At 70.8% G+C, this 12340-nt stretch carries 13 protein-coding genes; 9 read left to right on the forward strand and 4 right to left on the reverse strand.

The window, feature by feature from the left end; genetic code table 11:
* The first annotated feature begins 2 nt into the window (after positions 1 to 2).
* From hisG to hisIE, 8 genes are read left to right on the forward strand one after another with little or no spacing between them, the layout of a single operon-like run.
* Positions 3 to 917 carry an ATP phosphoribosyltransferase gene (gene hisG / locus JHB91_RS01070; protein ID WP_199373000.1) on the forward strand — a complete coding sequence of 305 codons (915 nt, stop codon included), beginning with the start codon at positions 3 to 5 and terminating at the stop codon, positions 915 to 917.
* Positions 914 to 2221 carry a histidinol dehydrogenase gene (gene hisD / locus JHB91_RS01075; protein WP_199372999.1) on the forward strand — a complete coding sequence of 436 codons (1308 nt, stop codon included), beginning with the start codon at positions 914 to 916 and terminating at the stop codon, positions 2219 to 2221. Before hisG ends, hisD begins: the two co-directional genes overlap by 4 nt.
* Positions 2218 to 3300: a histidinol-phosphate transaminase gene (gene hisC, locus JHB91_RS01080; protein WP_199470861.1), complete on the forward strand. Its 1083-nt coding sequence runs from the start codon at positions 2218 to 2220 to the stop codon at positions 3298 to 3300. The genes hisD and hisC overlap by 4 nt, the downstream gene beginning before the upstream one ends.
* A complete protein-coding gene (hisB, locus tag JHB91_RS01085) occupies positions 3297 to 4370 on the forward strand; it encodes a bifunctional histidinol-phosphatase/imidazoleglycerol-phosphate dehydratase HisB (protein WP_199470862.1) in 1074 nt (357 codons plus the stop codon). The genes hisC and hisB overlap by 4 nt, the downstream gene beginning before the upstream one ends.
* Positions 4371 to 4372: 2 nt before the next feature.
* Positions 4373 to 4969: an imidazole glycerol phosphate synthase subunit HisH gene (gene hisH, locus JHB91_RS01090; RefSeq protein ID WP_199470863.1), complete on the forward strand. Its 597-nt coding sequence runs from the start codon at positions 4373 to 4375 to the stop codon at positions 4967 to 4969.
* Positions 4966 to 5739: a HisA/HisF-related TIM barrel protein gene (locus JHB91_RS01095; RefSeq protein ID WP_199470864.1), complete on the forward strand. Its 774-nt coding sequence runs from the start codon at positions 4966 to 4968 to the stop codon at positions 5737 to 5739. The genes hisH and JHB91_RS01095 overlap by 4 nt, the downstream gene beginning before the upstream one ends.
* Positions 5733 to 6506: an imidazole glycerol phosphate synthase subunit HisF gene (gene hisF / locus JHB91_RS01100; RefSeq protein ID WP_199470865.1), complete on the forward strand. Its 774-nt coding sequence runs from the start codon at positions 5733 to 5735 to the stop codon at positions 6504 to 6506. Before JHB91_RS01095 ends, hisF begins: the two co-directional genes overlap by 7 nt.
* The gene (hisIE, locus tag JHB91_RS01105) at positions 6499 to 7098 is read left to right on the forward strand and encodes a bifunctional phosphoribosyl-AMP cyclohydrolase/phosphoribosyl-ATP diphosphatase HisIE (RefSeq protein WP_199470866.1); all 600 of its coding nucleotides are present in this window, start codon (positions 6499 to 6501) and stop codon (positions 7096 to 7098) included. The genes hisF and hisIE overlap by 8 nt, the downstream gene beginning before the upstream one ends.
* Positions 7099 to 7115: 17 nt before the next feature.
* On the opposite strand, the gene JHB91_RS14045 is transcribed toward hisIE, so the two are convergent.
* Positions 7116 to 8951, reverse strand: coding sequence for a diguanylate cyclase (locus tag JHB91_RS14045; protein WP_199470867.1), 1836 nt, complete (start codon positions 8949 to 8951; stop codon positions 7116 to 7118).
* 158 nt (positions 8952 to 9109) lie between these two features.
* On the opposite strand from JHB91_RS14045, the gene JHB91_RS01115 reads away from it, so the two are divergent.
* Complete coding sequence (locus JHB91_RS01115) at positions 9110 to 10384, forward strand: calcineurin-like phosphoesterase C-terminal domain-containing protein (RefSeq protein ID WP_234446938.1); 1275 nt, start codon at positions 9110 to 9112, stop codon at positions 10382 to 10384.
* Positions 10385 to 10393: 9 nt separating this feature from the next.
* Here the strand turns inward: JHB91_RS01115 and mtnC are convergent, their stop codons facing one another.
* The 3 genes from mtnC to JHB91_RS01130 are packed head-to-tail and all read right to left on the reverse strand — an operon-like array spanning position 10394 to position 12316.
* Positions 10394 to 11086 carry an acireductone synthase gene (gene mtnC, locus JHB91_RS01120; RefSeq protein ID WP_199372990.1) on the reverse strand — a complete coding sequence of 231 codons (693 nt, stop codon included), beginning with the start codon at positions 11084 to 11086 and terminating at the stop codon, positions 10394 to 10396.
* 12 nt (positions 11087 to 11098) lie between these two features.
* Positions 11099 to 11653, reverse strand: coding sequence for an acireductone dioxygenase (locus tag JHB91_RS01125; protein ID WP_199372989.1), 555 nt, complete (start codon positions 11651 to 11653; stop codon positions 11099 to 11101).
* Positions 11654 to 11671: 18 nt separating this feature from the next.
* Positions 11672 to 12316, reverse strand: a complete 645-nt coding sequence (locus JHB91_RS01130) for a methylthioribulose 1-phosphate dehydratase (protein ID WP_199372988.1) — start codon at positions 12314 to 12316, stop codon at positions 11672 to 11674.
* Between the last annotated feature and the right edge of the window lie 24 nt (positions 12317 to 12340).

Consider the following 12340-nt stretch of genomic DNA (forward strand, 5'->3'; position numbering starts at 1 on the left):
CCATGAGTCCTCCCGTCGCCGCGGCGCGCCGCGATCGATTGCGCATTGCCATCCAGAAATCCGGCCGCCTGGGCGAGCCGGCGCGTGCCCTGCTCGCATCCTGCGGGCTGTCGTGGCGAGAGAGCCGCGACCGCCTGTTCTGCTACGGCGAGTCGCTGCCGGTCGATCTGCTGCTGGTGCGTGACGACGATATCCCCGGGTTGCTCGCCGACGGCGTCTGCGACTACGGCATCGTCGGGCGCAACGTGCTGGACGAATACTCGGCCGAGCGCGCGGAGCAGGGCACTGCCGCGGCTGCACGCGAGCTGCGCGCGCTGGGGTTCGGCGGCTGCCGGCTCGACATCGCGCTGCCGGAAGGCCAGGCCTGGGACGGGCCTGCGCAGCTCCAGGGCGCGCGCATCGCCACCAGCTATCCCGCATTGCTGCGCCAGTGGCTGCAGGCCAACGGCGTGTCCGCTTCGGTGGTCACGCTGTCGGGGTCGGTCGAGATCGCGCCGCGGCTGGGGCAGGCCGATGCGATCTGCGACCTGGTGTCGAGTGGCGCCACGCTCTCGGCAAACCAGCTGGTGCCGGTGGCCACGCTGCTGCGCAGCGAGGCCGTGCTGGCAGGTCCGCCGCAGCCGTTCACCGATGCCCGCGCCGACCTCGCGCAACTGCTGCTGCGCAGGCTGGATGGCGTGCTGAAGATCCGCGACAGCCGGCTGCTGCTCTTCCAGGCGCCGCGCAGTGCGATGCCCGGCCTGATGAAGCTGCTGCCCGACGCCGAGCCGCCGACCGTGATGCAGCTGGACGGCGCCGACAGCCTGTCGTTGCAGGCGCTGTGCCATGGCGCGATGACCTGGCAGCGGCTGGAGGACCTCAAGTTGGCGGGTGCCAGTGGCCTGATGGTGCTGCCGGTCGAGAGGACGCTGGCATGAAGCGGCTGCGCTGGTCCACCCTGGATGCCACCGCGCGCAACGCCGCGCTGCGCCGCCCGACGCAGGCCACGTCGGAGGCGACCGCGCGCTCGGTCGCGGGGATCATCGAGCAGGTGCGGCTGCGTGGCGATGTGGCGCTGACGGAGTACGCCCGCAGGTTCGACGGTGTCGACCTCGACGCGTTCGTGGTGGGCGACGGCGATTTCCTCGCCGCGCAGGCGCAGGTGTCCGCGACCCTGCGCGGCGCGATGGTCGCGGCACGGGCACGCATCGAAACCTTCCACCGCGCCGGCATGCAGGGCGACTACGCCGTCGATACCGCGCCCGGCGTGACCTGCGAGCGCGTCGTGCGCCCGATCCGCCGCGTCGGCCTGTACGTGCCCGCCGGCAGCGCGCCGTTGCCGTCCACCGCGCTGATGCTCGGCGTGCCGGCAAGCCTCGCCGGCTGCGCGGACATCGTGCTGTGCACGCCACCGCGCGCCGACGGCAGCGCGGATCCTGCGGTGTTGGTGGCGGCGGCCCTGTGCGGCATCACGCGGGTGTTCAAGCTCGGCGGCGCGCAGGCGATTGCGGCCATGGCCTGCGGCACGGCGAGCGTGCCGGCCTGCGACAAGGTGTTCGGCCCCGGCAACGCCTACGTCACCGAGGCCAAGCGCCAGGTGGCGCAGGCGGGCCTGGCGGCGATCGACATGCCCGCGGGGCCGTCGGAGGTGCTGGTGATCGCGGATGCCGGCGCCAACGCCGCGTGGGTCGCGGCGGACCTCCTGTCGCAGGCCGAGCACGGTCCGGATTCGCAGGTGCTGCTGCTGTCCGACAGCGAGGCCTTGCTCGAGCGGGTGGGGGTCGAGCTCGAAGCGCAGCTGGACGCGTTGCCGCGTGCGGCGATCGCGCGCGAGGCGCTGTCGGCGTCGCGACTGGTGCTGGTGGACACGCTCGACGAGGCGTTCGCCATCAGCAACGACTATGCGCCGGAGCACCTGATCCTTGCGCTGCGCGCGCCGCGCGCCTGGCTGGATCGCGTGGCGGCCGCAGGCTCGGTGTTCCTTGGCGACCACACGCCGGAGGCGCTGGGTGACTACTGCAGCGGCACCAACCACGTGCTGCCGACCGGTGGCTCGGCGGCGGCGTGGAGCGGCGTCAGCGTGGCCAGCTTCCAGAATTTCCTGAGCGTGCAGACTGCTACGCCAGCGGGCATCGCCGCGATCGGTCCGGACGCGGTCGTGCTGGCCGAGGCCGAAGGGCTCGAAGCACACGCCAACGCGGTGCGCCTGCGGCTGCAGTCGCCGCTGCAGGCATGCGCATGAGCGCGGCCATCGAGCTGCTGCGCCCGGACCTGCGCGGGTTCGCAGGCTACCGCTCCGCACGCGGTGAAGCGATGCGCGGCGATGTCTGGCTCAATGCCAACGAAAGCGCGTGGCCGAACCCGGGCGATGCCGGCGGCGACGCCAACCGCTACCCAGAGCCGCAGCCCGTTGTGCTGCGCGCCGCGCTGGCCGCGCTGTACGGCTGCAAACCCGACCAGTTGCTGGTGGGCCGCGGCAGTGACGAGGCGATCGACCTGCTGGTGCGCGCGCTGTGCCGTCCCGGCATCGACGCGGTGCTGGCTACGCCGCCGGTGTTCGGCATGTATGCGGTCAGCGCGCGGCTGCAGGGAGCGCCGCTGCTCGAGGTGCCGCTGCGCGACACCGACGCTGGATTCGAGCTGGATGGCGAAGCACTGCTCGCCGCGGCGGTGCAGGGCAACGCACGGATCGTGTTCCTGTGCTCGCCATCCAACCCGACGGGTGGCGCGATTCCGCTGGCGCTCATTGCCGAGATCGCGGCGCGGCTCGCGGGCCGCGCGCTGGTAGTGGTGGACGAGGCCTACGCGGAGTTCGACAGCCAGGCCTCGGCGACCGCGCTGCTGGCCAGCTGCCCCAACCTGGCCGTGCTGCGCACGCTGTCCAAGGCCCATGCGCTGGCGGCGGCGCGGATCGGTTGCGTGATCGCGGATGCCGGCCTCATCGCCGCGCTGCGCGCCTGCCAGGCGCCGTATCCGGTGCCGGCACCGTGCGCAGCGCTGGCGTTGGCCGCGTTGGCGCCGGACGTCCTGGCCACCACGCGCGCACGCGTGGACCTGGTGGTCGCCGAGCGCGAGCGCATGCGGCTTGCCCTGGCCGGCCTGCCCGGCGTGCGCCGGGTGTATGCGTCGGCGGGCAACTTCCTGCTGCTGCGCTTCGCCGATGCCGGCGCCGCGCTGGCCTCGCTGCGGGCCGAGGGCGTGGTGGTGCGCGACCAGCGCGCTGTTGCCGGCCTCGACGATGCACTTCGCATCACCATCGGCACGGCGGCCGAGAACGAACGCGTATTGACTGCGCTCCGCGCGGCGAGGAGCACGCCATGACACCGATCCTGTTCGTCGACCGCGACGGCACGCTCATCGAGGAGCCGGCCGACCTGCAAGTCGACGGCCTGCACAAGCTGCGCTTCTGTCGCGACGTGGTGCCGGCACTGCTGCGCCTGCGCGATGCCGGCTACCAGTTCGTCATGGTCAGCAACCAGGACGGGCTGGGGACCGACGCCTTCCCGCAGGCGGACTTCGATGGCCCGCAGCTGCTGATGATGCAGTTCTTCGAAAGCCAGGGCATCACCTTTCGCGACGTGCTCATCGACAGCAGCCTGCCCGCCGACAACGCGCCCACGCGCAAGCCCGGCCTGGGCCTGGTCATGCCATACCTCAAGGACCGCAGCATCGATTGGTCGCGTTCGGCCATGGTGGGCGACCGCGACACCGACATGCAGTTCGCCGACAACCTCGGCATCCGCGGCTTCCACCTGCGCTCATCGCGCTTCGGTGGCGAGTGGGACTGGCCGTCGATCGCGCACGCCCTGGTCGACGCGGCGCGCCGCGCCAGCGTGGTGCGCGAGACGCGCGAGACCCGCATCCGCGTGGACATCGACCTGGACAGCGTGGCGGAGCCGGCCATCGCCACCGGCCTGGCGTTCTTCGACCACATGCTGGAACAAATCGGCAAGCACGGCGGCATCGCGCTGCGGGTGCAGGCCGAAGGCGACCTGCACATCGACGAACACCACACCGTCGAGGACACCGGCCTGGCGCTGGGCCAGGCGCTGCGCGAGGCGCTGGGCGACAAGCGCGGCATCGGCCGCTACGGCTTCACCCTGCCGATGGACGAGACCCTGGCCAGCGCGGCACTCGACTTCGGCGGCCGGCCGTACCTGGTGTTCGAAGGCACATTCCGGCGCGAGCGCGTGGGCGACCTGCCGACCGAACTGGTGGCGCACTTCTTCCGCTCGCTGTGCGACGCCTGCGGGCTGAACCTGCACCTGCAGGTCAAAGGCGACAACGACCACCACCAGGTGGAGGCCTGCTTCAAGGCCTTCGCGCGCGCGTTGCGGCAGGCGGTCGCGCGCAGCGGCCAGGTGCTGCCGAGCACCAAGGGCACGCTGTAGCCATGGACGTGGCGGTCATCGATGCCGGCGGCGCCAACCTGGGTTCGGTGCGCCACGCACTGGAGCGGCTTGGCGCCCGGCCACGCATCGCGCGCGATGCCGATGCGCTGCGCGGCGCGGCGCGCGTGATCCTGCCGGGCGTCGGTGCCGCCGCGCCGGCGATGCGGCTGCTGCGCGAGCGCGGGTTCGAAGCACTGCTTAAAGCACCGACGGTGCCGCTCCTGGGCATCTGCCTGGGCATGCAGCTGCTGTTCGAGTCTTCCGAGGAGGGCGATGTGGCCTGCCTCGGACTGTTGCGTGGCAGCGTGCGGCGCATGGCCCCGGGACCCGGCGTGCGCGTCCCGCACATGGGCTGGAACCGGCTGCGCACGCGAGGCGATTCACGGTTGATGGCCGGGATCGACGACGGCGCATGGGTCTACTTCGTGCATGGCTACGCCGCGCCCGTGACCGGCGACTGCGTGGCTGACTGCACGCACGGTGCGGCCTTCGCGGCGGTGGTGGAGCACGGCCTGGTGGCCGGCGCGCAGTTCCATCCGGAACGCTCCGGCGCGGCCGGTGCGCGACTGCTGCAGAACTTCCTTGGAGCGCGGACATGAGTTTCACGGTCTATCCCGCGATCGACATCCGCGATGGCCGCGTGGTGCGGCTGGCGCAGGGCGATTACTCGCGCGAGTCCCGCTACACGGATGCGCCGCTGGACCTGGCCATGCGCCATGCCCAAGCGGGTGCGCGCTGGCTGCACCTGGTCGATCTCGACGCGGCACGCGCCGGCGGCTACACGCTGGCGCCGCTGCTGTCCGGCATCAAGGCGCGGACCGGGTTGTCGGTACAGACCGGTGGCGGCGTGCGCGGCGAGGCCGATGTCGCCGCGATGCTGGAGGCCGGTGCGGACCGCGTGGTCATCGGCTCGCTGGCGGTCGCCGAGCGCGAGATGGTCGCGGCGTGGGTCGCGCGCTACGGTGCCGAGCGGATCGTGGTCGCGCTGGACGCGCGCCAGGCGGCCGACGGGCAGTGGCGCCCCGCCACGCATGGCTGGACCGAAGACGCCGCGGAGACACTGGACGCGTTGGTGGCGTTCCATGCCGACGCCGGCTTGCAGCACCTCCTGTGCACCGACATCGGCCGCGACGGCATGCTGGCCGGGCCCAACCTGGCGCTCTACGCGCGGCTGCTCGCGCGTGCGCCCATGCTGCGGCTGCAGGCCAGCGGCGGTGCACGCGACGCCGCCGACGTCGCCGCAGCGCGCGGCATCGGCTGCGACGGCATCGTGCTCGGCAAGGCGCTGCTGGAAGGCCGCCTGGCGCTGGCCGACGCGCTGGCGTACGACGACGCTGCACTCATCTCCGCGCAGGCGCCACCATGCTGAGCCGCCGCATCATTCCCTGCCTCGACGTGCAGGACGGCCGTGTGGTCAAGGGCGTGCGTTTCCGCGACCACGTCGACGTCGGCGACATCGCCACGCTCGCGCAGCGCTATCGCGACCAGGGGGCCGACGAGCTGGTGTTCTACGACATCGGTGCCAGTCCACGCGGGCGCAGCGTCGACATCGCCTGGATCGAGCGCCTGGCGCGGCTGCTGGACATCCCGTTCTGCGTCGCCGGCGGCATCCGCAGCGTCGACGACGCGCGCCGCGTGCTGCACGCGGGGGCCGACAAGATCTCGGTCAACACGCCGGCGCTCGAGCGTCCCGCGCTGGTCACGGAGCTGGCCGACGCGTTCGGCGTGCAGTGCGTGGTCGTCGGTATCGACTCGTTGCGCGAGGCCGACGGCGAGTGGCGCGTGCGCAGCCACACCGGGGATGCCGTGGCGATGCGCGCGCCCGGGCGGCGCACGCTCGACTGGATCGAGGAAGTGCAGTCGCTCGGTGCCGGCGAAGTGGTGCTGAACTGCATGGCCAGCGACGGCGCAAGGATCGGCTACGACATCGAACAGCTGCGCGCCGCGCGCGCCGCGTGCCGGGTGCCACTGGTTGCGTCCGGCGGTGCCGGCGCCATCGCGCACTTCGCCGAGGTGTTCCGCGAGGCCGACGTCGATGCCGCGCTGGCGGCCAGCGTCTTCCACTCCGGGGAAATCGTCATTCCCGAACTCAAGCAGGCCCTGCGAGAGCAGGGCATCGAGGTGCGCGATGCGTGACGCCATGCCGGCGCTGGACTGGGACAAGGGCGGCGGCCTGCTGCCGGCGATCGTGCAGGACGCGCGCACGCAGCGGGTGCTGATGCTCGGGTACATGAGCCGCGAGTCGCTCGCGGCCACGCACGAGACCGGTCTGGTCACGTTCTTCAGCCGCAGCCGCCAGCGCCTGTGGACCAAGGGCGAATCCAGTGGCCATCACCTGAAGCTGGTCGCCATCGAGACCGACTGCGACGCCGATGCGCTGCTGGTGACGGCGGAGCCACAGGGACCCACCTGCCACCTCGGTCGCGACAGCTGTTTCGCCGGGGCCCGCGGCAGCGCGCTTGCCGAGCTCGACCGCGTGGTCGAGTCGCGTGCCGCCGCGATGCCGGAAGGCAGCTACACCACGCGCCTGCTGGCTGGCGGCATCCGCCGCGTCGCGCAGAAGGTCGGCGAGGAAGGCGTGGAGACCGCGCTGGCGGCGGTCGTCGAGGAAGACGCCGCGTTGCTCGGCGAGGCCGCCGACCTGGCCTATCACCTGCTGGTGCTGCTGCGCGCGCGCGGTCTGGGATTGTCCGACCTGGAGCAGGTGCTGCGCACGCGCAGCGCGTGAGCACGATCCGCACCGGCTCAGGCTGCCGAGATGGACGTCCTCACGCAGTCGCGGCCGTTGGCCTTGGCGCTGTAGAGCGCCTGGTCGGCGATCTGGAAGGCGTCGTCGATGTCGTCGATCGCACCCGGCTCGATGGTGTGCACGCCGACGCTGGCCGACATGCGGATGATGTCGCCGTTCGACACGCAGGGCTCGGCCAGCAGCGACTGGCGCACCTCTTCGGCGACCGCGACCGCGGCGTGCAGGTCGTGGCCCGGCAGCGCGACCACGAACTCCTCGCCACCGAAGCGCGCCGGTAGCGCGTCGTGCGGCCGCAGCGCGCGGCCGATGCGCTGCGTGGCCCAGCGCAGGCATTCGTCGCCGACCAGGTGCCCGTATTCGTCGTTGACCGACTTGAAGTGGTCGAGGTCGATCATCAGCAGCGACAGCGGCTGGCCGTCATCGTTGCAGTCGCGCAGCATCCGCTCGAAGGCCTCGTGGAAGTAGGTGCGGTTGTAGAGGCCGGTCAGCCCGTCGCGGCGACTGGAATCGCGCAGCCGCGCGTGCGCCTCCTCCAGCTGCACCAGGGCGTGCCGCACCTCGCTGGTGCGCTGCGCGACCTTGCGCTCGAGCATCAGGTTGGCATCGCTGACGATGCGTTCGTTCTCGTTGCGCAGCGACGCATACCGGTAGCTCAGCGCGATCGAGAGGAACAGCATCTCCAGGGCGGAGCCGAGCTGCACGCCGTACTCGGTCAAGAACGACTTGGGGACCACGCCGAACGCGACCAGGGTGAATACCCCCGTGCCCGCGAGGAACATGCTCCACGACAGCAGGAACAGCCGCGCCGGCGCGTAGCCGCGGCGCAGCGCCACCACGCTGACGATCGTGATCCAGATGATGCTGGCCAGCACGGCCAGCGACACCGCCTGGGTGATGATGCGGTACGGGACGATGATCGCCGCGATGCCGAATGCGACGAACGCGGCAATGGCAATGATGCTGACCACGTTGCCGCGCGGCCAGCGTTCGCCCAGCCCGAGGAACACGCGCGCGAACTGGTGCATGCCCACCAGCGCAAGGCTGATCGACAGCGGCACCGACTTGTCGGCGAGCCAGGTGTTGTCCGGCCACAGGTATTCGAACCCCAGGCCGTTCAGGCAGAACAGCACCAGCCCGAATGCACCGATGTGGAACAGGTACCAGAAGTAGCTGGCATCACGCAGCACCAGCCACAGCACCAGGTTGTAGAAGAACAGCGCCAGCAGGATCCCGTAGTACAGGCCAATCGAAAACTGAGCATCGCGCGACATCTCGGTGAACGCGCTGGGCGTGTACAGCACCAGCGGCACCTGCATCGAACTCTGGCTCTGCACCCGGATCAGCAGCTCCACGCGCTGCCCGACCGGCAGGTCGAGCAGGAAGTTGGGGTGCCTGTAACGGATGCTGCGCTCGGCGAAGGGCAGGGTGTCGCCACCCGCGCGGTGCTCGATGCGACCGTCGGGGTAGCGGACATAGAGGTCGATCTGGTCACTGAGCGGATAGGCCTGCACCAGCAGCCAGCGCGGTTCCGCACGGTTCTCGTTGATGATGGCCGCATGGAACCAGAACGCCCCCTTCTGGAAGCCGAAGGCGGCATCGTTGCGCGGCAGCGGGGCGAACACGCCGTTGCCGACGCGCCGCAACGCATCTTCGACCCGGTCCCTGGCTTCAGTGTCGTGGTGGTAGCTCATGTACGGCGAGAGCGCGATCTCGCGGGTCGCCTCGCCAAGGCCCAGCGTCGGCGCGGCCCACGCGCTGGTCGCGCATGCCAGGAGCAGGCAGAGGCAGGTCAGCAGCAGCCGCCAGGCGGGCGCGGGCCTCGCCTGGATCATCCCCATCTGCACGTGCCTGCTTCCATGTCGGCCCCTACTCCCCCGCCAGGGCTGATCATATGCCCGCGGCATCGTACTTTTGCAAACGAAGGCGGCCGGCATAATGGGCCATCGCTCGCGACGGAACATGTATGCCTCGGTCGACCCGGATTCTTGGAGTGGCGCTCCTGGTGGCGCTGGCTGCACCCGCCACGGCCCGCGACGCGCTGACGGTGCTGCTGTTCGCCGATCCGCAGGTCAAGTCCATGCGCGATGTCGACTATTACGCGCGCGACATCGTCGAGCCGCTGCGCGCCGACGCCGGCATGGGCGCCGATTTCGGCATCAGCCTGGGCGACATCGTCGATGACGTCGTCGCGCTGTATCCGGAGGTCAACGCGGTTACCGCAAGGCTCGGCATCCCGTGGCTGCACGTGCCGGGCAACCATGACCTCGACCCGGGTGCCGAAGGAGACGAGGGATCGCTGTCGGCGTTCCACCGCAGCTACGGCCCGGACAGCTATGTGCGCGAGGAGCCCGAGGCCGCCTTCGTCGTGCTCGACAACGTCGTGAAGCTGCCGGGCGCGCGCGGCGGCTACGTCGGCGGCCTGCGTGAGGACCAGTTCGCGCTGCTCGAGGCCTGGCTGCCCACCCAGCCGCGCGACCGCCTGCTGGTGCTGGCGATGCACATCCCGCTGTTCGATACCGCGGCGCCCGGCCGCGCCGAGACCTTCCGCCGCGCCGACCGCGAGCGGCTGTTCGTGTTGCTGCGCGACTTCCCGAGAGTGCTGGTGCTCAGCGGCCATCGCCACACCCAACGCCATTACCGGCACGGGCCGGCTGACGGCTGGCACGGCGCCACGCCGCTGCACGAGTACAACGTCGGCGCGGCCAGCGGCGCGTTCTGGTCGGGTGCCCCGGACGCGGACGGCATCCCCGACGCCACCATGGCCGACGGCACGCCCAACGGCCACGCGTTGCTGAAGATCGATGCCGACGGCGATTACCGCCTGTCCTGGCATCCCGCGCGGCTGCCCGCGGACAACCCGTCGCTCACCGCGGCGATGGCGCTGCACGCGCCCGCAGTGCTGCGGCACGGCGCCTATCCCGCCTGGGCGGTCTACGCCAATGTGTTCATGGGCGAGGACGACAGCGTGGTCGAGTACCGCATCGACGGCGGCGCCTGGCGCGCGATGGACAAGGTGTCGCGCGCCGATCCACGCCTGCTGGCCGAGAACGTGCGCGACGACGCGGCAGGCGCGCTGCGCGGCTACGACCGCTCGCCCGAAGCCGAAGTCTCGGCCCACCTGTGGCGCGGGGCGCTGCCTACCGACCTGGACCCGGGCGAGCACGAGGTCGAGGTGCGCACCTTCGACCGCTGGCTCGGCGAGCAGCGGGCCGCGACCCGGTATCGCCTGGACCAGGCCGAACCGGGACACGGCACGTCGCCCTAGGCAGAACGATCAGGGCGTGATGGCGTCGAACGAATCCACGCGCGCGTGGCCGTTGGCCGCATCGCCGGTGCGCGGCTGCGGGTAATCCTGCAGCCGGTCGACCAGCACGGTGCGCAGGCCGGCATCGCGCGCGGCGTCGAGTTCGGCCACCACGTCGGACAGGAACACGATGTCGCCCGGCTCGCGCTGCAGGCGTCCGGCGATGTTGGCGTAGCTCGCGGCCTCACGCTTGCCGCCGACCTCGGTGTCGAAGAAGGCGTCGAACAGCGGCAGCAGGTCGCCGGCATCGGAATGGCCGAAGAACAGCTTCTGCGCGGGCACCGAACCGGATGAGTACACCGCCAGCGGGTGGCCCGCGTCGTGCCAGCGGCGCAGCCCGGCCACCGCGTCGGGGTAGATGTGCGCGGTGAAATCGGCGCGCCGGTAACCCTCGCTCCACATCATGCCCTGCAGGGCTTTGAGCGCGGTGTGCTTGCGGTCCTCGTCGATCCAGCCCTGCAGCGTCTCCACGATCATCGCGTCATCGCACATCGCGCCATGCGCGGTGGCCACCTCGTCCAGCCAGCGCCGCACTTCGGGGTCATGGCCACGCTCGCGCACGAAGCGCGGCAGCTCGCGCCGCGCATACGGAAACAGCACGTCGCGCACGAACGCGATGCTGCCCGTGGTCCCTTCGATGTCAGTGAGTACCGTCGTCTTCATGCAAGCCGCGCCTCAGCGCGAACCCTTTTCGTAGCGCGGGAATTTCCGCGCGATGTCGGTGCCGGTGAAGTGGCCGATCCAGCCGTCGGGCTGCTGGAAGAAGCGGATGGCGACGAATTCCGGCTCCGGTCCCATGTCGAACCAGTGCGTGGTGCCGTCGGGGACCGCGATCAGGTCGTCCTTGACGCACTCGATCTCGTAGACCTTGCCGTCGACGTGCAGGGTGAACAGCCCGGAGCCCGCCACGAAGAACCGCACCTCGTCTTCCTTGTGGAAGTGCTCGTCGAGGAACTTGCCGCGCATTTCCTCGCGCTTCGGGTTGTCGGGCGCGATGCTGATCACGTCGACCGAGGTGAATCCGCGCTCGGCGCTGATGCGGTCGACGTCGGCCCTGTACGCGGCGAGAACCTCGTCCTGCGTGGCGCCGGCGGCGATCGGCTGCGTGGCTTGCCAGCGCTCGAACGTCACGCCGATGGCATTCAGTTCGCGCGCGATGGCGTCGCCGGCGCTGGTGTCGAGCAGCGGGGTGGTGGGGGCGTCGTCGGCAAAAATGCGCAGGCGGCTCATGTCGGGATCTCCTTTGGTTCAGCGCCGCGGCTGCAGCCGCAGCAGGTCCAGCTCGCAGCCGAGCAGGAACTCGAAAGCTTCGAGGTGGCGGCGCGCCTCGGCCATGTCGCGGCCCCAGGCGTACAGGCCATGGCCGTCGATCAGGTAGCCCCACATCGGGCCGTCGTCGAGCAGCGCGTCGACCTGCGCGGCCAGCGTGGGCATGTCCTGGCTGTTGGGCAGCACCGGCAGGTCGAGTTCCACCTCGTGGGTGGAGGTTCCCGCGAAGGCCTTCAGCAGCTCGTAGCCGGCCAGGTGCACGTGGCCGGCGCCGGCGTACAGGCGCGAGGCGACGGTCTGCGTGCGCGAATGCGTGTGCAGCACGCAGCCGATGTCGGGAAACCTGCGGTAGAGCTGGGTGTGCAGCAGGGTCTCGGCGGAGGGCCGGTGGTCGCTGCCGACCGCCTTGCCGTCGAAGTCGACGACCATGATGTCGGCCTCGCACAGCTTGCCCTTGTCGCGGCCGGATACGGTGATCGCGGCATGGCGGTCATCGAGCCGGCGCGAGAAGTTGCTGCTGGTCGCGGGCGTCCAGCCGGCCGCCGAAAGCTCGCGGACATTGATGATGAGTTCGCCGGCGCGGTCGCGCAGCGCGTGGATGTCGTAGGGCAGGGTGTCGACCATGCCCCGATTCTACCGCGCGGGTCT

Source organism: Luteimonas sp. MC1828 (assembly GCF_016461615.1).
GTDB lineage: Bacteria > Pseudomonadota > Gammaproteobacteria > Xanthomonadales > Xanthomonadaceae > Luteimonas.